This is a genomic window from Micromonospora taraxaci (genome assembly GCF_007830095.1).
GTDB classification, from domain to species: domain Bacteria; phylum Actinomycetota; class Actinomycetes; order Mycobacteriales; family Micromonosporaceae; genus Micromonospora; species Micromonospora taraxaci.
Genome location: NZ_VIWZ01000001.1, coordinates 2,154,239 through 2,173,257 on the forward strand (window position 1 = coordinate 2,154,239; position 19,019 = coordinate 2,173,257).

Sequence of the window (19,019 nt, forward strand, 5' to 3'; positions counted from 1 at the left end):
CGGCGAAGTTGCTGTCTCGGCTGCTCTGAGGCAGCAATTTCCCCGATGTTGTGCGGATCTTCGCGGTCCGACACGCCGGGGGTCTCGTTGTGGGCTCGCCGGGCGTGGCTAGCGGTGATGATGTCGGGGTGGGGGAGGAACCAGGCACCGACGACAGGGACGACAGGACGGCCGTCCGGCCGCGGCGGTCAGCGGGCCCGGCGGGCAGCGTTCCGCCGGGCCGCGCGGACGACCGGCGTGGCTCGGAATCCGGCGCGTCGCCGCGAGGGCTGAGGTCCGGCGCGGCGGCGGGCGGTAAGGAGTCCGGTTCGCCGCCGCGTGAGCCGAGGCCCGGCGCGGCAACCACGGGTCCGGAGTCCGGCGCTGCGGGCCGCGAGCCGGAACCGCCGGCGCCGCTGCGCGGGCTGGACGGGGCCGCCGGGCTCGCCGCCCTGCGCGGCCTGCTGGACCGGCCGCTGGCCTCCTACTACCTGCTGCTGTCCTGTGCCGGCCTGCTGCTGCTGATCGGGCTGACCATGGTCTTCTCGGCGACCAGCGTGAAGGACTACGCCGAGGACGGCAACGCCTCGGCCTCGGTGACCAAGCAGGCCATCTTCGCGGTGATCGGCATCGGTGCGTTCTGGGCCTGCCAACGGCTGCCCGCCAGCACCTACCGGTCCCTGGGCCGGCCCTTGCTGATCACCTCGGTGGTGCTGTTGCTGGTCCTCAACCTGCTGGTCGCCTACGCCCGGCTCACGAACCAGAAGTCGGCCGGATTCGGGCCGATCGAGGCGCGCCTGAACTGGCTGTTCATCGGCGGGATCCAGGTGCAGCCCTCGGAGCTGGCCAAGTTCGCGCTGGTGTTGTGGGGCGCGCACCTGATCGCCCGCAAGGGTGCCGCGTTGGGGTGGTGGCGGGAGTTGGCCACCCCGCTCTTCCCGGTGATGGGCCTGCTCTTCGTCCTGGTCGGCTACAACGACACGGGCACGATGCTCTGCCTGCTGGCCCTGGTGGTGGGGCTACTCTGGGCCGCCGGTGTCCGGATGCGGGTCTTCGGCGTGCTGACGGTCGTCGGGCTGCTCGGCGTCGGCCTGCTCGTCGCGGTGGCCTCGCTCGGGGCCGGCTCCGGCGAACGCGGCGAGGAGAACTACCGCTTCGCCCGGCTGGCCATGTTCTTCAACCCGCCGGACCCGGAGACCTGCAAGCTCGACGGCTGCCTCCAGTTCTACCAGGGGCGGCTGGCCATCGAGCACGGCGGCTGGTTCGGCGTCGGGCTGGGCAAGGGCAGCCTGAAATGGGACTGGCTGCCCGAGGCGCACAACGACTTCATCTTCGCGATCATCGCCGAGGAGTTGGGCGTGATCGGCTGCGCGGTGGTGCTCGCCCTGTTCGCGGTCCTCGCGTACACCGGGTTGCGGATCGCCCGCCGGGTCGACGACCCGTTCCGCCGGCTCGCCGCCGCCGCCGTGACCACCTGGCTGGTCAGCCAAGCCGTGATCAACATCGGTGGGGTGGTCGGGCTGCTGCCGATCACCGGCCTGCCGCTGCCGTTCATCTCCGACGGTGGAAGCGCCCTGGTGGTGACGTTGGCGGGCATCGGCATGCTGGCGTCCTTCGCCCGCGCCGAACCCGATGCGGCCAGAGCACTGCATGCCCGTCCGCCGGCCCGGTGGGTCCGACTACTCTGGGCCCCGTTGCCGCCGCTTCCCGGCCGGCGTCGCCGGCCGGCGACGCCGCCCGCTGGCCGAGGGTCCGTGCCCCGGTCCCGTGAGCGGCGCCATGACGACCAGGCCGTGCCGCGCGGGGTCCGACAGGACCGGAGCCGCAGGGGTACGGCGAGCGAGAGGAGACGCTGATGGGTCCGCTGCGTTCGGTGGTGCTCGCGGGAGGTGGCACCGGGGGGCACGTCTACCCGCTGCTCGCCTTCGCCGACTGCCTGCGCCGACACGACCCGGGCGTCCGGATCACCTGCCTCGGCACTCCACGCGGCATGGAGAACGACCTGATCCCGCCGCAGGGCTACGACCTGCGGCAGATCCCGGCGTACCAACTGCCCCGGTCGGTCAACATGAACCTGGTCCGTACCCCGGGCCGGATGTGGACCGCCGCGCGCGCGGCGGGCAAGGTGATCGACGAGGTGAAGGCCGACGTGGTCGTCGGCTTCGGCGGGTACGTCTCGGTGCCGGCCTACCTGGCCGCGTGGCGTCGGGAGATGCCCATGGTGATCCACGAGGTGAACGTGCCGCCGGGCGTCGCCAACCGGCTGGGCATGAAGTTCACCAAGAACATCGCCGTCGGCTTCCCGCACCAGCCCAGTCAGGCCGAGTCCCTGCGCGACGCCACCATCGTGGGGGTGCCACTGCGTCGCAGCATCGCCGCACTGGACCGGTACGCGCTGCGCAACGCTGCCCGCGCCCACTTCGGGCTCCGCCCGGACCTGCCGGTGCTCTTCGTCTCCGGCGGCTCGTCGGGCGCCCGTTCGATCAACCTGGCGGTGTCCGGCGCGGCCAAGGAGTTGGCCCGCAACGGCGTGCAGGTGCTGCACGTGATGGGCGCGCGCAACGAGCCGGTGCCGATCCCCACCGACCTGCCGGTGCCGTACGTGACGCTGCCGTACCTGTCCGAGATGGAGCTGGGCTACGCCGCCGCCGACCTGATGCTGGCCCGGGGCGGCGCGATGACCGTCGCCGAGGTTTCCGCGATCGGGCAGCCGACGATCTACGTGCCGTACCCGCACAGCAACCAGGAGCAGCGGCGCAACGCCCTGCCCGTGGTGGAGGCCGGCGGCGGTCTCCTGGTCGACGACGCGGAACTCACCCCGGACTGGCTGGAGCGCACCGTCATCCCGCTCATCCGCGACCCGCAGCGGTTGCACACGATGGGCGCCGCCGCGGCGAGGTACGGGCGACGTGACGGCGACGAGGCGCTGCGCTCCTTCGTCCTCCAGGCGGTGGCCCGATGACCGCGCAGTTCACCCCGGCCGGCACGCTCACCGCCGAGGACCTGGGCGCCGTCCACCTGATCGGTGTCGGTGGGGTGGGCATGCTCGGCGTGGCGCGGCTGCTGCTCACCCGGGGCATCCGGGTCTCCGGCAGCGATCTGCGGGAGTGGCCCTCGTTGGCGGGGCTGCGGGCGCTTGGCGGCACCATCTACCTCAGCCACGAGGCGACCAACCTCGACGGGGTCGACACCGTCGTCTACTCCTCGGCCATCCCGCAGGACCACCTGGAGCTGGTCGAGGCTCGTCGGCGCGGCCTGCGGGTGCTGCATCGCTCCGAGGCCCTCGCTGCGGCCATGACGGGCCGTCGGGCGATCGCGGTGGCCGGTACGCACGGCAAGACCACCACCACGTCGATGGTGACCATGGTGTTGCAGCAGGCCGGGGTGGACCCGTCCTTCGTGATCGGCGGCGAGATCTCCGAGGTCGGCTCGGGCGCCCACCACGGCACCGGCGAGCACTTCGTGGTCGAGGCGGACGAGAGCGACCGCTCGTTCCTCATCTACCGCCCGTACGTCTCGATCATCACCAACGTCGAGGCGGACCACCTCAACACCTACGGCGACTACGCGACGCTGGAGGCGGCGTTCGTGGAGTTCGCGCGCCTCACCGACCCGGACGGGTTCATCATCACCTGCGCCGACGACGCGGGCGGTCGACGGCTGGCCGAGAGCCTGCGCGCCGAAGGGCGGCGGGTGTTCACCTACGGCGAGGCGGCCGACGCCGACCTGCGGCTGACCGAGATCTCCTCCTCCGCGCGGGGGGTGCGCTACCTGGCCGCCATCGACGGCCGGTCGCTGGGCGAGTTCCGGCTCCCGGTGCCGGGGCGGCACATGGGGCTGAACAGCGCTTCCGCCGTGCTGGCCACGTACCTGCTCGAGTTGCCGCTGGAGGCGGCGGAGGCCGCGCTGGCGGTCTTCCCTGGCGTGCGGCGGCGCTTCGAGCGCAAGGGTGTCGCGGACGGCGTACTGGTCTACGACGAGTACGCCTACCACCCGACGTCGATGACGCTGGCGTTGCAGACGCTGCGTGAGGTGGCCGGGGACGGGCGGTTGATCGTCGTCTTCCAGCCGTACCGGCTGTACCGCACCCGCGACAACCAGGCGGAGATCGCGGAGGCGCTGGCCATCGCCGACGAGGTGGTGCTGCTGGAGGTGTTCGGGCCGGGCGAGCTGCGCCAGCCCGGTGAGGGCTCGGCGGCGCTGATCGCGGCGGTGGACCTGCCCGCCGACCGCAAGGTCTTCGTCGACTCGTGGGAGGCGGCGCCGGTCGAGGTGGCCCGTCGGGCCCGCCCGGGGGACGTGGTGGTGACCATGGGCGCCCCGCCGATCTCGCTGATGGGCGACGAGTTGCTGGCCGCGCTGGGGGAGCGGGCGGGCGGCTCCGCGCCGACCGCGACCGTCGACCCGGTGGCCACCGCCCCGGTGCTCGGCGATCCGGTGCCGGGCGGGGCCACGGCCGGCGGCGACGGGGCGGCCCTCGGTGGCACCGCCGCACCCGGCGGCACGGCGTCCACGGCCGGATGAGTCCCGGCCCGGCCCGAGGGCGGACCAGCGCCGGCGACGGCGGCGCTCCGCGTCGTGGTCCGGCCCGGCGTTGGCAGCTGGTCCGGGCCGGGCGGGACGCGGTTCCGCCCTCGACCCGCCGGTTCATGGCCCGGGCCCGGCAGCGTCGTATGCGCGCCGCGCTGCCCTGGGCGGTGGCCGCCGGGGTGCTCGCCCTGGCCGGGCTGGTCGCGTGGGTGGTTCTCGGCACTGGGCTGTTCGGTGTGCGGGAGGTACGGGTGGAGGGCGCCGACCTGGTGACCCCGGTGCAGGTGCACGACGCCGTCGCGGTGCAGGACGGGGTGCCGCTGGCCCGGGTGGACCTGAACGCCGCCGCCCGTCGTGTCGGCGCGTTGGCCCCGGTGGAGCGGGCCACCGTGTCCCGGGACTGGCCCGGCACGCTCGTGGTGCGGGTGACCGAGCGGACTCCGGTGGCGGCGGTGCCGCAGGGGGAGAGGTTCGCCCTGATCGACCGCAGCGGGGTGGCGTTCCGGACGGTGGACCAACGACCCGCCGAGTTGCCCCAGGTGACGGTGGTTCGGCCGGCTGCCGACGACCCGGGCACCCGCGCCGGGCTGGAGGTGCTCGTCGCGTTGACTCCGCAGCTCCGCGCCGAGGTGGTGGACGTGAACGTGGAGGGGCTGGCCCGGATCACCCTGCGGCTGAAGGGGGACCGGACGGTGGTCTGGGGCGACGCGACACGGGGTACGGACAAGGCCCGGGTGGCCACCGCGCTGCTCGACGAGGACACCGATCGGATCGACGTGAGCGCGCCGGACGTGGTGACCTTCCGATGAGCCGGGAGGCGTGTGACGTCGTGACCCGTTGCGCTCCGGCCGGCGACACGCCGGGCGGGTCCTTGGCTCATGGCGTGGTGGCGCTTACGTTGCCCCGAAGAGGTTCAGTGGTTGACATAACTGTAAGCCTCTAGTAGAGGGTGAGGGTTCACCCCTGATCCTCGCTGGTGACAGCTGTCGTCGGCCGCTGGTCTGGCCACGCCGTACCCGGTCGGCCGAAGCCAATCTCGAAGGAAAGGACCGGAGATGACACCTCCGCACAACTACCTGGCGGTCATCAAGGTCGTCGGCATCGGGGGCGGCGGCGTCAACGCCGTCAACCGGATGATCGAGGTTGGGCTCAAGGGCGTCGAGTTCATCGCGATCAACACCGATGCGCAGGCGCTGCTGATGAGTGACGCCGACGTGAAGCTCGACGTTGGCCGGGAGCTGACCCGCGGCCTGGGGGCCGGGGCCAACCCGGACGTCGGCAAGAACGCCGCCGAGGACCACCGCGACGAGATCGAGGAGGTGCTCAAGGGCGCCGACATGGTCTTTGTGACCTGCGGCGAGGGCGGCGGCACCGGCACCGGCGGCGCGCCCGTGGTGGCGAACATCGCCCGCAAGCTCGGCGCGCTGACCATCGGTGTGGTGACCCGCCCGTTCTCCTTCGAGGGCAAGCGGCGCCAGGTGCAGGCCGAGTCGGGGATAGACGAACTCCGCAACCAGTGCGACACGCTGATCGTGATCCCGAACGACCGGCTGCTGGCCCTGGGCGACCGCAACATCAGCATGATGGACGCGTTCCGCACCGCCGACCAGGTGCTGCTCTCCGGTGTGCAGGGCATCACCGATCTGATCACCACCCCGGGTCTGATCAACCTGGACTTCGCCGACGTCAAGAGCGTGATGAGCGGCGCCGGCAGCGCGTTGATGGGCATCGGCAGCGCCCGCGGTGAGAACCGCGCGGTCGAGGCGGCCGAGGCGGCCATCTCCAGCCCGCTGCTGGAGCAGAGCATGGACGGCGCGCGCGGCGTGCTGCTCTCCATCGCCGGTGGTTCCGACCTCGGCCTGTTCGAGATCAACGACGCTGCCCAGCTGGTCACCGACGCGGCCCACCCGGATGCCAACATCATCTTCGGTGCGGTCATCGACGACGCGCTCGGTGACGAGGTGCGGGTGACTGTCATCGCGGCGGGCTTCGACGGCGGCACGCCCGCGTACAAGGCGGCCGAGCCGACCCGTAAGACCAACACCAACCAACCGGCGCCGCAGAGCACCCCGGTGCCGGCGCCGACGACCAACCCGGCTCCGGCCCAGTCGCCGCGCCGGGTGCTCTTCGACGACGTGGACGTCCCCGACTTCCTCAAGAACGGGTCCTGAGCACCGCCGATGACCGACAGCTCAGCCACGGCGCGGCCGGAACGGCACGCCGAGATCGCGGCCGGCCTGGCTCAGGTGCGGTCCCGGATCGCCGACGCCTGCGCGCAGGCCGGCCGGGACCGCGCCGACGTCACGATGATCGCGGTGACGAAGACCTACCCGGCCAGCGACGTGGTCGCGCTGGCCGCGCTCGGAGTGACCGACATGGGGGAGAACCGCGACCAGGAGGCGGCCGGTAAGGCCGCCGAGGTTGCGGCGGCCGGGGTACGACCGCGGTGGCACTTCATCGGTCAGTTGCAGCGCAACAAGGCTCGCTCGGTGGTCCGGTACGCCGATGTGGTGCAGTCCGTCGACAGTGTCCGGCTGGCACGGGCGTTGACCAACGCCGCCGCCGACCGGGAGGTGCCGCTGGACGTCCTGGTCCAGGTGAGCATCGACGGCGACGCGGCCCGGGGTGGGGCGTTGCCCGGGTCGGCCGATCCGGGCGCCGGGCTGGAACCGGTGGCCGAGGCGGTGGCCGACGCGCCCGGGCTGCGTCTCGTCGGCCTCATGGCGGTCGCTCCGCTGGGTTGGGAACCGGAGCGGGCCTTCGCCCGTCTCGCCGAGGTCGCCGACGTGTTTCGGGGCCTCCATCCGGGAGCGACCGCGCTGTCCGCGGGGATGAGCGGAGATTTCGACATCGCGATCCGATATGGCGCGACACATGTCCGCGTCGGTAGCGCGTTGCTCGGAATGCGTTCCACGCTGCGGTAGCCTGACCGCGAGACATGCAAATTACATCAGTGTTGTTTCAGGAACGGCGTCTCCTGGTCGGGGGTCGTGGCGCGCGACGCGAATCGCGCGCCGGGGGATTGCCGTTTCGGTCCGATGGGCATGGTTGTCCACTCGCGACGGGCGACATGGCACGGGGGCGCGTGCCGCACGGCGGACGGAAGGGCGCGGGATGGGTGCACTGCGCAAGGCGGGGGTCTGGCTCGGTCTGGTCGAGGAAGACGACGAGCGGGCCTACGACGACGGTGGCTACGACAAGGGTGGCTACCGCGAGTCGCGTTACCGGCAGAGCCGGTACGCCGAGGAGTTCGCCGACGAGGACGAGGACGACACCGAGGAGCCGCCGGCTCCCCGGCCCCGGATCAGTGAGCGGGGGCGGCTCTCCGAGCGCACGAGCGGGCGGTTGGGCGAGTCCGAGCGTGGCGACGGTGAGCGTCCGGAGCGGATCGAGCGGTCCAGCGTCCGGTCGATCACGCGGTCGTCGGCTGGTGAGACCTCCGGCGCGTTGACCTACCACACCCGTGACAACCTGGCCCTCGCGCCGCAGGTCACGGCACGTGAGCGGGCGCTGCCCGAGGAGGAGCAGCGTTACCAGATCACCACGCTGCATCCGACCACCTACCGTGAGGCGCGCACGATCGGTGAGCACTTCCGCGACGGCGTTCCGGTGATCATCAATCTCACCGAGATGGATGAGGCCGATGCCCGCCGTCTGGTGGACTTCGCCGCCGGGCTGGCGTTCGGCCTGCGCGGTACGATCGAGCGCGTGACCAATCGGGTGTTCCTGCTCTCACCGGCCAATGTCCAGGTCACCGCTGAGGACAAGGCCAAGATCGCTGAGGGCGGTTTTTTCAGCCTGAGTTGACCCCGCCCGACCCGAGGGACGTCGCTGACCGTGTTGTCGATCTTACTGCAAGTGCTGTACCTGATCCTTTATGTCTTCCTGCTCCTTCTCCTGTCCCGGTTCGTGTTGAGCGCCGTCCTGCAGTACGGCCGGCGCTGGCAACCGGGGCGTGGCGCATCGGCAGGATTGGAATCCGTGTGGAGCGTCACTGATCCCCCTCTCAACGCGTTGAGGCGTGTGATCCCTCCGCTGCGAATTGGTACCGTGAGCATCGACCTGGCCTCCCTTGTGCTCCTGGTTATCCTGTTCGTGCTGATGGAGTTCGTGTTAGGGCCGTCGATCAGGGCATCTGCCTGATGACCGACGCGCTTTCGCGGCCGCAACTGACCCGAGGAGTTTCGATGCCGCTGACCCCGGCCGACGTCCACAACGTCGCCTTCAAAAAGCCGCCGATCGGCAAGCGGGGGTATGACGAGGAAGAGGTCGACGCCTTCCTCGATGAGGTCGAGCGTGAGCTCGCCCGTCTCATCGAGGAGAACAACGAGCTGCGCGCCCAGGTGGAGCGCGGCGGCCGTGGCGGCGCCCCCGCGGGCCCCGGCGGCGACGCCCGACTGGCGGCGGAGCTCAACGACGTCAAGGCCCAGCTGGACCGGGTGCAGCGCGACAAGTCGGCGGCCGAGCAGGCCGCCCGCGCGATGCAGGCCGAGCTGGAGCAGGTCCGCACGACCGGCGGCCCCGCTGGCGTCACCGGTGACGGCGAGCAGCAGGCCCTGCGCGTGCTGATGATGGCCCAGCGCACCGCCGACGACCACGTGTCCGACGCTCGCCGCGAGGCCGACAGCCTGCTGTCCGAGGCTCGCAGCAAGGCCGAGGAGGTGACCCGGGAGGCGCGCGCGAAGGCTGACGCCCTCGAGCGGGACGCCCGCCAGCGGCACCAGGAGGCCATGGGCGGCCTGGACGCCAAGCGCACGGCCCTGCAGAAGCACATCGAGGAGCTCAAGCAGTTCGAGCGTGAGTACCGCACCCGGCTCAAGGCGTACCTGGAGAGCCAGCTGCGGGACCTCGACGGTCGCGGCCAGGGCCTCGAAGCCGAGATGACCCGCTCCGAGGCAGGCCGGGTCGCCGGCGGCAACGGGCTGGCCGCTGCGGGCCTCGCCGGTTCGTACGGCGGCGGCGGGCGCTCCGGCGCCCTCGAAGCCGGACGCTGAGCACCGGCCGGCGATCGCTCTCCGACAATGGTGACGGTCGCCGGCCCCGTCTGGGCGGTACGACGCGGCGGGGGTGAGCCGTGATAGTCGCAAGTCTCCTGCTCATCCTCGTCGCGGTGGTCCTCCTGGTGCTCGGTCTGGCCGGGGGATCCAGCTTCCTGTTGATCATTTCCATCGCGGCCAGTCTGTTGGCCGCCGTGGCGTTGGTGGTGGGCGCCCGCCAGGCAGCTGCCAACCGCGCGACGGCGGATCCCGGTCGGACCGACCGGCGACAGCCCGACGTGTCCCGCATGGCCAGCCAGGCCACGGGTTCGGCGTACGGGCCGCCGCTGGCCGAGCCGGAAGTACCGGTCCAGCACGTGCCCACGACGGTTGGCACCGGCGGCACCGGGTGGCGGCAACCACCCGAGCCGCCGGTCGACCGTGAGCCGCCGTTCGGCTCCGGGGCCGACGAGGTGCCGCCGTTCGACGACGCGGCACCGTTCGTGACTCCGACCGACGGCGCGTCCGCTCCCGTCCAGCCCGTCAGCCCCGCCTCGCCGTCTGCGGCTTCGACCGACGACGCCTACCGTGCCGGCGGGTCGGTGCCCGACGAGCCGGCCGAGCAGCCGGTCACTCCCGCCGAGGCGGCCCGGGTGGCGCGACTCCCCGACGCTGTCCAGGTGGTCGACGGTCACCCTCGCTACCACCTCGCCAGTTGCGCGTTCCTCGCTGGCCGGGTGCCCGAGGAGCTGCCGGTCGCCGAGGCCGTCGAGCTCGGGTTCACTCCCTGCGCGCAGTGCGCGCCAGCCACCGCCCTGCTCGCCGACGTCCGGCCGATCTGAAGCGGCGCCGGTGTCCGCGCAGGAGACGCTCACCGTGGCGGTACGGGTGAAGCCCGGAGCCTCCCGGGACCGGGTGGGTGGACGCTTCGACGGTCCACACGGGCCTGCCCTGGTGATCGCGGTGCACGACCCCGCCGTCGACGGGCGGGCGACCGAAGCGGCCCGCCGGGCGTTGGCGGCCGCCCTGGGCATCCGGCCGGCGGCGGTGTCCCTGCGCGCCGGCGCGGCGAGTCGGGACAAGCTCTTCCTCGTCGACCGGCCCGCGTCGGAGCTGTCCGCGCTGCTGCGTCGACTGCGCGACGGATCTGCCGAGTGAGGAACGCCCAGGCCAGGCAGCCGTGACGCCCGGGTTGGTTCAACCGTGACGCCCGGGTTGGACATCGCGCTGCTGCTCGGTGCCGCCGTGCTGCTGGTCGCCGTGGGCGCGGTGCGACTATCCACCCGGCTCGGTGTGCCCAGCCTCCTCGTCTACCTGGCGCTGGGTGTGGCGATCGGCGAGGGCGGGCTGGGTATCCGCTTCGACGACGTCGAGCTGACCCGGGCCCTCGGCTTCTGCGCGCTGATCGTGATCATCGCGGAGGGTGGTCTCACCGCCCGGTGGAGCACGCTACGACCGGTGCTCGGGCTGGCCTCGGCACTCTCCACGGTCGGCGTCGTCGTGAGCATCGTGGTGGTCGGTGTCGCCGTACACCTTCTGTTGGGGTTGGACTGGCGGTTGGCGTTGCTCTACGGGGCGGTGCTGTCGTCCACCGATGCGGCGGCCGTCTTCGCCACCCTGCGCCGGCTGCGGTTGCCGCCCCGGCTGGTGGCCACCCTGGAGGCCGAGTCGGGCATGAACGACGCCCCGGTGGTGCTGCTGGTGGTGCTGCTGTCCCACGAGGGTTGGGCGCATCCGTGGTGGTACGAGGTCGGGCTGGTCTGCTACGAGCTGGGCGTGGGTGCGGCGGTGGGCGTGGGTGCGGGTGTCGCCGGCACCTGGGCGCTGCGCCGGGCGGCGCTGCCGTCGGCCGGTCTCTACCCGATCGCCGCGGTGGGCATCACCGTGTTGGCGTACGCCGCCGGGGCGGTGCTGCACGCCTCGGGGTTCCTCGCCGTGTACGTGGCCGGGGTGCTGCTGGGCAACGCCCGGTTGTCGCACCGGCAGGCGATCCTCGGTTTCGCGGACGGGCTGGCGTGGCTCGCTCAGATCGGGCTGTTCGTGCTGCTCGGGTTGCTGGCCTCACCGGGCCGACTGGACGCGGCGGTGCTTCCCGCTGTGGTCGCGGGGCTGGCCCTGGTGCTGCTGGCCCGGCCGTTGTCGGTGGCCGTCTCGGCGCTGCCGTTCCGGGTCGGCCTCCGTGAACAGGCGTTCCTGTCCTGGGCGGGCCTGCGCGGGGCGGTGCCGATCGTGCTGGCGACCATTCCGCTCTCCGAGCGGGTGCCCGGTGCGGAGCGTCTCTTCGACGTGGTCTTCGTGCTGGTAGTGATCTTCACTCTGGTGCAGGCCGGGGCGCTGGGGCCGTTCGCCCGCTGGTTGCGGGTGACCGCGCCGACCGAGGCCGCCGAGATCCATGTGGAGACCGCTCCGCTGGAGCGGATGCGCGCGGACCTGCTCCAGGTGGAGGTGCCGCCGGGCTCCCGGTTGGCCGGCGTGCACGTCGACGAGCTGCGGCTTCCGCTGGGTGCGTCGGTGACGCTGGTGCTGCGCGACGGGGTGGGATTCGTGCCCGCGCCGGACACCCGGCTGAAGACCGGCGACAGCCTGTTGATCGTGGCGACCGCCGGGGTGCGGGACGCCGCCGAGCGGAGGTTGCGGGCCGTCAGCCGACGGGGTCGGCTGGCTCGGTGGTTTGGCGAACACGGGGATGAGGTGCCCGGTTGATCTGCTAGCGTTCCCTTTGCCCCAGTTAGGCAGGGCTAGGGGCTGTTGAGCGGTGCGACGGTGCGGCACGTTGTCGGACGCCTGTACGTTCCGTATTCTTGCCAACCTCCGGAGTGCGCGGCCATCGTCGCCGTGCGCCCCTTTTCGTCCATTAGGGGACGCCTTGGTCGGCGCCCCCTGACCAGGATGCCGCGAACCACGCGGCTCCCCGGCCGAGGGAGCGACCCATGGCTAAGCCAGCCGACACCAGGACCGCCGGGCGCAAGCCGGTGGCCAAGGCCACCCGGAGCACGGCGGAGACCGAGAAGATCCGGGCGGCGTTGGCGGCGCGGCGGGACGAGCTTCGCGCCGAGTACGATCAGACGCTGAGCGAGATCACCGAGCTGCAGCGCGATCGGCTGACCGACTCGGCCGGGGACGACCAGGCCGACACGGGCACCAAGACGCTCGAGCGGGAGCAGGAGATCTCTCTCGCCAACAGCATTCTGGAACGGATCACGCAGGTGGAGCGCGCGTTGGAGCGCCTCGACGAGGGTGGTTACGGCTGGTGCGAGCGGTGCGGCAACCCGATCCCGGTCGAGCGCCTCGCCGCATTCCCGTCGGCCACCCAGTGTGTGACGTGCAAGCAGCTGGAGGAACGGCGCTGAGGTCCGTTCCCCGGCGGCGATGAGACGGTGAGCGATCACCGCCGAGACTGTCGATGGGGAGCGCATGACCGCAGCACCGTCCGCCGAACCCGGCCGCACCGATCCGGGCGGCGGCACACGCCGACCCCGGGCCGTTGCGATCCTCGCCGGAGTCGCCCTGGTGGCCCTGCTGGCCGACCTGGTCACCAAGCACCTCGCGCTGGCCGCGTTGACCGACCGGGAGCCGGTCCGTCTGCTCGGCGGGTTCGTCTACCTGAGCCTGACGCGTAACAGCGGTGCCGCCTGGAGCATCGGCGCGGACCACACCTGGGTCTTCCCGCTGATCACCATCGGTGTGGTCGGCTGGATCGTCTGGATGGCACTGCGACTGCGCTCACTGCCCTGGGCGATCTCCCTCGGCCTGGTGCTGGGCGGCGCGCTGGGCAACCTCGTCGACCGGATCTTCCGGGCACCATCCCCCTTCCACGGGCACGTGGTCGACATGATCAGCCTCTTCGACCCGTACGGCCAGGTCTGGCCGGTGTTCAACCTGGCGGACAGCTCGCTGGTGTGCGGCGTGCTGCTGGCCGTGCTGTTGGAGCTGACCGGCCGCCAGCGTGACGGCCGGCGCGCCGGCCGCGACGGCGACCCGACCGAGACGGACGCCCCCCAGGGCGCCGAGCAGCAGGAGCGGGCATGACCTCCGCATTCGCCGCTGGCGGCGACCACCGTTCCCTGCCCGTGCCGGACGGCCTCGACGGCATGCGACTGGACCAGGCCGTGTCCCGCCTGTTCGGGCTCTCCCGCACCGCAGCCGCGGCCCTGGTGGATGCCGGGGACGCGCTTGTCGACGGCAGCGCCCGGCCCAACTCGCACAAGGTCAAGGCCGGCTCCTGGCTGGACGTCACGCTGCCCGCCCCGGTCGCGCCGCCGACAGTGGTGCCGCAGGCGGTGCCCGGCCTGCGGGTGGTCTACGCCGACGACGACATCGTCGTGGTCGACAAGCCGGTCGGAGTGGCGGCCCACCCCAGCCCCGGATGGACCGGCCCGACGGTGATCGGCGGCCTCGCCGCGATCGGCCACCGCATCTCCACGAGTGGTGCCGCCGAGCGTCAGGGCGTGGTGCACCGGCTCGACGTGGGGACCACCGGGATCATGGCGGTCGCCAAGAGCGAACAGGCGTACACGGCGTTGAAGCGGGCCTTCAAGTACCGCGAGGTGGACAAGGGTTACCACGCCGTGGTGCAGGGCCACCTGGACCCGCTGCGCGGGACCGTGGACGCGCCGATCGACAGGCACCCCACCCACGACTACCGCTGGGCGGTGGTGTCCGGCGGCAAGCCGAGCATCACCCACTACGACACCCTCGAGGCGTTCCCGGCCGCGAGCCTGGTCGACGTCCGGCTGGAGACCGGTCGGACCCACCAGATCCGGGTGCACTTCTCCACCCTGCGGCACCCCTGCGTGGGTGACCTCACCTATGGCGCCGACCCCACCCTCTCGGCCCGTCTCGGCCTGGCCCGACAGTGGTTGCACGCCCGCGAACTGAGCTTTTTGCACCCCCGAACGGGGGACGAGGTCCGGTTCGTCAGCGACTACCCTGACGACCTGGACCGTGCGCTCCAGATCCTGCGTGACTGAGCGGCGACCGCCCGACACCGATCCGACGAGGGGATCCCGCCCGTGCGCGCCGGCAACCTGCTGCGGCAGCTGGACCAACGGCTGCTGCCGCCGCTGACCCGGGCCGTGGCCCGGCTGGGCGACCGGTCGGCGCGGTCCGGGGTGCTCACCTGGGCCGCCGTGCTCTCCGCGGCGGCGGTCCTGGGCACCGCGGTCTGGGCTGTCGACGACGCGCCGGTGGGTGACCGGACGGTGGGTGAGGTGACCCGGGTCGGCGTCGCCGACGGTGATTCCGTCCCCGGCTACCTGCGGTCCGCCGCCGCCGACCTGGCCGCGCTCCCCGCGTCCGCCTCGTCCGCGGGGGGTGGCACGTACGCGTTGGTCACGCTCACCGAGTACCTGCCGCCGCAGCGTCTGGCGGCGGTGCTCGGCGACGTCGGGGTCTCCACCGTCTTCGGGCGGGTGCCGCTGCCCGGGCGGCAGACCGAGATCGTCCGGATTCCCGCGCTACGGGTGCCGGACGACGTGGTCGCCGGGATGGAAGAGGTGGCGGCCCGCAAGGACACCGAAGCCGCCGACTACCAGGCCCGGGCCGCGGCTGTCGACGGTGACGGAGTGGGCGAGCGGGAGTTGCGGGAACGCTACGTCAGCGGGGCCGAGGTGGCGACCGCCGAGGCGGCGGCGTACCGGACCGGCTGCGCCTGCGTCTACGCCGCTGTGGTGCGGGCGGCCCCTCAGGTGTTGCGCGGTGTGGCGGCCCGCCCGGACGTTCGGGCCGTCGACCCCGCCCCCGAGGTGTACCGGCTGGACCGTACGGTCTTCACGCCACCACTGCCCGAACAGCGCGACGTGGTGCGCCCGCCGGCCGACACCGGGCCGAGGCCCGCGCCGACCCCGGACGTTTCCGTCGAGTCCACCCCGCCCGCGCCCGCGCCGCTGGCGTCGGTGGGCGAATCGTCGGAACCCGCACCGGTCGTCACGATTCCGTCACCCGCGCCGTCGTCCGCCGAGTCGACCGAGCCGCCCCCGCCGAGCATCGCCACCTCCCCGGACAGCACCGGTGCCGAATCCCCGACACCCGCGTCGTCGTGATCTGCGTCGGCTGGTGTGCGCTCTGAGGTGTGGTCCGAATAGGGTTTGGTTCGTAGCCTGTCAGACGGAGATCGATGGCGCTGGGAGGGCGGGCCGTGGAGGGCAGTGAGACCGGCTGGGGCCGGCCGGCCGAACCAGCGCCGCGGTGGCGTGCGTTGTTGGACCGCGCCCGGCTGGGCGGTCGCGGCGCGGAGCAGACCGAGCCGGAGCGGCGTGCCGACGACGCGCCGCCTGACCCGCTGCCCCGGCGCGCGGCCCCCAACGGCTACGCGGGGCGGGCATCCGCCATCGGGCATCCAGCAGATTTGTCGTACGGCGCGGAGCCCGACTACCGCGCCGAGGCTACCTACCGCGTCGACCCCGCCTACCGGGCCGAGCCGGACTACCGCGCCGAGCCGGCGTACCGGTCGGACCCCGCGTACCGGTCGGAGCCGGACTACCGGTCGGACCCGGCGTACCGCGCCGAGCCGGGTTACCGGGCCGAGCCGGGTTACCGGCCGGAGCCCGACTATCGGGCCGAGCCGGCGTACCGCGCGGAGCCGACCTATCGCCCGGAGTCGGGCTTCGGGGCCGAGCCGGGCTTCGGGGCCGAGCCGGGCTTCGGGGCCGAGCCGGGTTACCGGGGTGAGCCGTACCGGGGGGAGCCCGACTATCGGGCGGAGCCGGCGTACCGTGCCGAGCCGGGTTACCGGGCGGATCCGGGCCATCGGGTCGAGCCGACGTACCGGACCGAACCCGAGCCGCCGCCGGTCGTCCCCGACCCGGGTCCGTCGCGGTACGCGTTGCTGGACAACGGTTACCGGCCGGGCGACCCGCCGGTGGAGTCGCGGTACGCCCTGCTGGAGACCGGCTACCAGCCGGAGACCGGCTATCCGGTCGCCGTGCCGCAGCCCCCGCCGGTCGCCGCGCCACCCCCCGCGCCGATCGCACCACCGCCGATCGCACCACCGGTCGCGCCCCCGCCGGTCGCCCAATCGGTCGGTTCGGCGGTCGTCGAGCGCTCCTACCCGCCCCGGATCGAGTGGCGCTCGCAGGGCGTCGACGAGCAGGAACGGGCCAACGGGGTGCTGCGGCGGGATCTGGGCACGCCCCGGGTGTTCGCCTTCGCCAACCCCAAGGGCGGGGTGCACAAGACCACCGCCACAGTGCTCGCCGCGGCCACCGTCGGCAGCGTGCGTGGGCAGGGCGTGCTCGCCTGGGACGACAACGAGCTGCGCGGCACCCTCGGGCTGCGCGCCGGCAGCGCCCGACACGCCCGGACGATCCGGCACCTGGTCACCGACCTGGCCCAGATCGAGATCCTCGAAGGCGAGACCCTGCTGGGTCGGCTGGACGACTACCTGCGGCACGCCTCCGACGGTTCGTACGACGTGCTGGCCGGCGAGGAGAGCCCGCGCTTCGCCCAGCGACTGGACCAGTTCACCGTCCGGCGGGTGCTGGAGCTGCTGCGGCGCACCCACGACGTGGTCTGTGTCGACACCGGCAACAACGTGGAGAGCCCCAACTGGCGCACCGTGATGCAGGCCGCCGACCAGCTGGTGGTGACCACTGTGCCGCGGGAGGACGCGGCGTTCAGCGCGGACTGGATGCTCGACCTGCTGCACGAGGAGGGCATGGGCGAGTTGGCGGACAACGCCGTCACCCTCATCTCCTGCCCGACCCCGGGTCGCTCGCCACTGCAGGACGACCTGGAACGGCACTTCGCCACCCGTACCCGTGGAGTGGCCGTGGTGCCCTACGACCCGGCGCTGGAGACCGGGGCGTCGATCGAGTACCACCAGCTCCAGCCGGAGACCCGGCAGGCGTGGTTGCGGGCGGCGGCGATGATGGTGGAGCCGTTCGCCCGGTGAGCTGGTCTGCCGCCACCGGAGCCCCGGCACTCGACCGCGCCTGAGAGGATCATCGGGTGAGCCCGGACTACCCCGACCCCGCGCGGCCCGTCGACGAGCCCGACCGCCCCGCGCCGCCCCGCACGCCAGGCGCGACCTCGCCGGAGGCTGAGCGGTCGTCCGGGCCGCAGCCGGACGCCGAGCGGTCGCCCCGGTCGCAGCCGGACGCCGAGTCGCAGCCCGGGAACGGGTCGCTGCCGGGGACCGTGCCACCGCCGGAGGCCCAGCTGGCGACACCGCAGCACGGGTACGGTCCGGGCGACATCCCCGCCTCGGCGGCGTACCAGAGCTCGTTGGAGCTGACCTTCGACGAGCCGCGTCGTCCGCTGCGTACCGTGGCGACGGTGCTGGCCAGCGTGCTCGCCGTGGCTGTCCTGGGTGTGCCCTTCGGGCTGCTCTGGGCGGGGCTCGCGCCGGACACGCCGGTGCTCAAGACCGCCGAGGGGGCGATCTACTCCGACCCGCAACCGGAGCAGCCGATCGCCGCCGACGGGTGGTTCAGTCTGCTCGGGCTGGCCTTCGGGTTGCTGGTGGCGCTCGCCCTGTGGTTCGTGCTGCGACGTCGGCGCGGCCCGGTCGGGCTGCTCGCCGCGGTTCTCGGCGGGTTGGCCGCCGCGCCGGTGGCCTGGCAGGTGGGACGGCGGATCGGATTGGCCACCTTCGACCGGCTGCTGGACACCGCCCCGGCCGGGCAGGCCTTCACCAAACCCGCCGACCTGCGGGCCGGCGGGGTCGACTGGCTGCTCGGTGTCCTACCGCTGCCGCACGGCAACCTGCTGTTGCCGGCGTTCGGCGCCGCGATCACGTACACGCTGCTGGCGGGCTGGTCGCGGTGGCCGGGCCTGCGCCCGGAGCCCGAGCCGGGGCTCAGTTGGGTGTCGGCGGGGACGCCAGTTCCGCCAACGGCACCGGAACCGCCCGCACCTGACGCAGCAGAGCCGCCTCGCGGTTGAGCAGCCGTAGCTCGGCGCGGAGCCGCGCGGCGGTGTCGTCGATGGCCAGCAGCCGCTGCCGGTCGTCGACGGTGAGCGCCGCGGTCGCCGCCACCAGATGGGACAACACCGTCGGATCCTCCGGCAGTTGCTCGGAGATCTCCTCCGGGTCGGGGCGGATCAGCCCCAGGTACTGCCGGAACACCGCGATCACCCGGGCGGCCAACAGGTCGGCGACCTCGTCGGGCCCGGAAGGGTCGGGAAGCCACTCGACGTCCGCGGTCAGGTAGGGAGCCGCGTCCTCGTCGACCTCGGCGATCCGGAACCGGCGGCGGCCGACAGTGACGATGTCGAAACCACCGTCGGCCAGTTCGGTCACCTGCCGCAGCTCGGCGGTGCAGCCCACCTCGTGCAGGGTGACCTCGCCGACGCCCGCCGTCGCGCGGGAGCCGGGACCGGCGGGTGCGACCTCCCAACCCGCCTGGATGGCCACCACGCCGAACTCGCGGGGAGCGCCCTCGGGCAGGTCGACGAGGTGTCGGACCAGCGCCCGGTAGCGCTCCTCGAAGATGTGCAACGGCAGCACCAACCCGGGAAAGAGCACCGTTGCGAGCGGAAACACCGGCAGCCGTGCGGTCACATGGTCGAGCCTAACCAATCTCGCGCCGGTGA

General features: G+C 72.6%; 19 protein-coding genes. 18 read left to right on the forward strand and 1 reads right to left on the reverse strand.

The window, feature by feature from the left end:
* Window positions 1-404 precede the first annotated feature (404 nt).
* From FHU34_RS10215 to FHU34_RS10300, 18 genes are all read left to right on the forward strand, one after another.
* The gene (locus FHU34_RS10215; protein ID WP_145785527.1) at window positions 405-1,835 is read left to right on the forward strand and encodes an FtsW/RodA/SpoVE family cell cycle protein; all 1,431 of its coding nucleotides are present in this window, start codon (window positions 405-407) and stop codon (window positions 1,833-1,835) included.
* On the forward strand, window positions 1,835-2,941 hold the full coding sequence (gene murG, locus FHU34_RS10220) for an undecaprenyldiphospho-muramoylpentapeptide beta-N-acetylglucosaminyltransferase (protein WP_145779728.1): 1,107 nt from the start codon (window positions 1,835-1,837) through the stop codon (window positions 2,939-2,941). Before FHU34_RS10215 ends, murG begins: the two co-directional genes overlap by 1 nt.
* Window positions 2,938-4,503, forward strand: a complete 1,566-nt coding sequence (murC, locus tag FHU34_RS10225; RefSeq protein WP_145779729.1) for a UDP-N-acetylmuramate--L-alanine ligase — start codon at window positions 2,938-2,940, stop codon at window positions 4,501-4,503. The genes murG and murC overlap by 4 nt, the downstream gene beginning before the upstream one ends.
* Window positions 4,500-5,318: a cell division protein FtsQ/DivIB gene (locus FHU34_RS10230; RefSeq protein ID WP_145779730.1), complete on the forward strand. Its 819-nt coding sequence runs from the start codon at window positions 4,500-4,502 to the stop codon at window positions 5,316-5,318. Before murC ends, FHU34_RS10230 begins: the two co-directional genes overlap by 4 nt.
* Window positions 5,319-5,564: 246 nt before the next feature.
* Window positions 5,565-6,680: a cell division protein FtsZ gene (ftsZ, locus tag FHU34_RS10235; protein ID WP_145779731.1), complete on the forward strand. Its 1,116-nt coding sequence runs from the start codon at window positions 5,565-5,567 to the stop codon at window positions 6,678-6,680.
* A gap of 9 nt (window positions 6,681-6,689) precedes the next feature.
* Window positions 6,690-7,433: a YggS family pyridoxal phosphate-dependent enzyme gene (locus tag FHU34_RS10240; protein ID WP_145779732.1), complete on the forward strand. Its 744-nt coding sequence runs from the start codon at window positions 6,690-6,692 to the stop codon at window positions 7,431-7,433.
* 190 nt (window positions 7,434-7,623) lie between these two features.
* Window positions 7,624-8,316 carry a cell division protein SepF gene (locus tag FHU34_RS10245; protein WP_145779733.1) on the forward strand — a complete coding sequence of 231 codons (693 nt, stop codon included), beginning with the start codon at window positions 7,624-7,626 and terminating at the stop codon, window positions 8,314-8,316.
* Window positions 8,317-8,346: 30 nt separating this feature from the next.
* On the forward strand, window positions 8,347-8,652 hold the full coding sequence (locus tag FHU34_RS10250; RefSeq protein WP_030334503.1) for a YggT family protein: 306 nt from the start codon (window positions 8,347-8,349) through the stop codon (window positions 8,650-8,652).
* 44 nt (window positions 8,653-8,696) lie between these two features.
* The gene (locus FHU34_RS10255; RefSeq protein ID WP_088988417.1) at window positions 8,697-9,503 is read left to right on the forward strand and encodes a DivIVA domain-containing protein; all 807 of its coding nucleotides are present in this window, start codon (window positions 8,697-8,699) and stop codon (window positions 9,501-9,503) included.
* Window positions 9,504-9,619: 116 nt separating this feature from the next.
* On the forward strand, window positions 9,620-10,327 hold the full coding sequence (locus FHU34_RS10260; protein WP_425280571.1) for a chromosomal replication initiator protein DnaA: 708 nt from the start codon (window positions 9,620-9,622) through the stop codon (window positions 10,325-10,327).
* Between the two features lie 10 nt (window positions 10,328-10,337).
* Window positions 10,338-10,643 (forward strand): DUF167 domain-containing protein, encoded by a 306-nt coding sequence (locus tag FHU34_RS10265; protein WP_145779735.1) that lies wholly within the window; start codon window positions 10,338-10,340, stop codon window positions 10,641-10,643.
* A gap of 45 nt (window positions 10,644-10,688) precedes the next feature.
* Window positions 10,689-12,188, forward strand: coding sequence for a potassium/proton antiporter (locus tag FHU34_RS10270; protein WP_145779736.1), 1,500 nt, complete (start codon window positions 10,689-10,691; stop codon window positions 12,186-12,188).
* Window positions 12,189-12,415: 227 nt separating this feature from the next.
* Window positions 12,416-12,835, forward strand: coding sequence for a TraR/DksA family transcriptional regulator (locus FHU34_RS10275; RefSeq protein ID WP_124770807.1), 420 nt, complete (start codon window positions 12,416-12,418; stop codon window positions 12,833-12,835).
* Window positions 12,836-12,899: 64 nt separating this feature from the next.
* Complete coding sequence (gene lspA, locus FHU34_RS10280) at window positions 12,900-13,514, forward strand: signal peptidase II (protein WP_145779737.1); 615 nt, start codon at window positions 12,900-12,902, stop codon at window positions 13,512-13,514.
* Window positions 13,511-14,455 carry an RluA family pseudouridine synthase gene (locus FHU34_RS10285; protein WP_145779738.1) on the forward strand — a complete coding sequence of 315 codons (945 nt, stop codon included), beginning with the start codon at window positions 13,511-13,513 and terminating at the stop codon, window positions 14,453-14,455. Before lspA ends, FHU34_RS10285 begins: the two co-directional genes overlap by 4 nt.
* A gap of 42 nt (window positions 14,456-14,497) precedes the next feature.
* Window positions 14,498-15,526: a hypothetical protein gene (locus tag FHU34_RS10290; protein WP_145779739.1), complete on the forward strand. Its 1,029-nt coding sequence runs from the start codon at window positions 14,498-14,500 to the stop codon at window positions 15,524-15,526.
* Between the two features lie 74 nt (window positions 15,527-15,600).
* On the forward strand, window positions 15,601-17,376 hold the full coding sequence (locus FHU34_RS10295) for a MinD/ParA family ATP-binding protein (RefSeq protein WP_244311604.1): 1,776 nt from the start codon (window positions 15,601-15,603) through the stop codon (window positions 17,374-17,376).
* 56 nt (window positions 17,377-17,432) lie between these two features.
* Window positions 17,433-18,368: a DUF2567 domain-containing protein gene (locus FHU34_RS10300; RefSeq protein ID WP_145779740.1), complete on the forward strand. Its 936-nt coding sequence runs from the start codon at window positions 17,433-17,435 to the stop codon at window positions 18,366-18,368.
* Here FHU34_RS10300 and FHU34_RS10305 read toward each other — a convergent pair.
* Window positions 18,283-18,987 carry an LON peptidase substrate-binding domain-containing protein gene (locus FHU34_RS10305; RefSeq protein WP_145779741.1) on the reverse strand — a complete coding sequence of 235 codons (705 nt, stop codon included), beginning with the start codon at window positions 18,985-18,987 and terminating at the stop codon, window positions 18,283-18,285. The genes FHU34_RS10300 and FHU34_RS10305 overlap by 86 nt on opposite strands.
* Window positions 18,988-19,019: the final 32 nt, after the last annotated feature.

Coding starts and splice junctions, on each gene's coding strand:
- FHU34_RS10275 (WP_124770807.1), top strand. CDS start 12,416: ATGGCTAAGCCAGCCGACACCAGGACCGCCGGGCGCAAGCCGGTGGCC.
- FHU34_RS10245 (WP_145779733.1), top strand. CDS start 7,624: ATGGGTGCACTGCGCAAGGCGGGGGTCTGGCTCGGTCTGGTCGAGGAA.
- murG (WP_145779728.1), top strand. CDS start 1,835: ATGGGTCCGCTGCGTTCGGTGGTGCTCGCGGGAGGTGGCACCGGGGGG.
- FHU34_RS10230 (WP_145779730.1), top strand. CDS start 4,500: ATGAGTCCCGGCCCGGCCCGAGGGCGGACCAGCGCCGGCGACGGCGGC.
- lspA (WP_145779737.1), top strand. CDS start 12,900: ATGACCGCAGCACCGTCCGCCGAACCCGGCCGCACCGATCCGGGCGGC.
- FHU34_RS10285 (WP_145779738.1), top strand. CDS start 13,511: ATGACCTCCGCATTCGCCGCTGGCGGCGACCACCGTTCCCTGCCCGTG.
- ftsZ (WP_145779731.1), top strand. CDS start 5,565: ATGACACCTCCGCACAACTACCTGGCGGTCATCAAGGTCGTCGGCATC.
- FHU34_RS10295 (WP_244311604.1), top strand. CDS start 15,601: ATGGCGCTGGGAGGGCGGGCCGTGGAGGGCAGTGAGACCGGCTGGGGC.
- FHU34_RS10240 (WP_145779732.1), top strand. CDS start 6,690: ATGACCGACAGCTCAGCCACGGCGCGGCCGGAACGGCACGCCGAGATC.
- FHU34_RS10255 (WP_088988417.1), top strand. CDS start 8,697: ATGCCGCTGACCCCGGCCGACGTCCACAACGTCGCCTTCAAAAAGCCG.
- murC (WP_145779729.1), top strand. CDS start 2,938: ATGACCGCGCAGTTCACCCCGGCCGGCACGCTCACCGCCGAGGACCTG.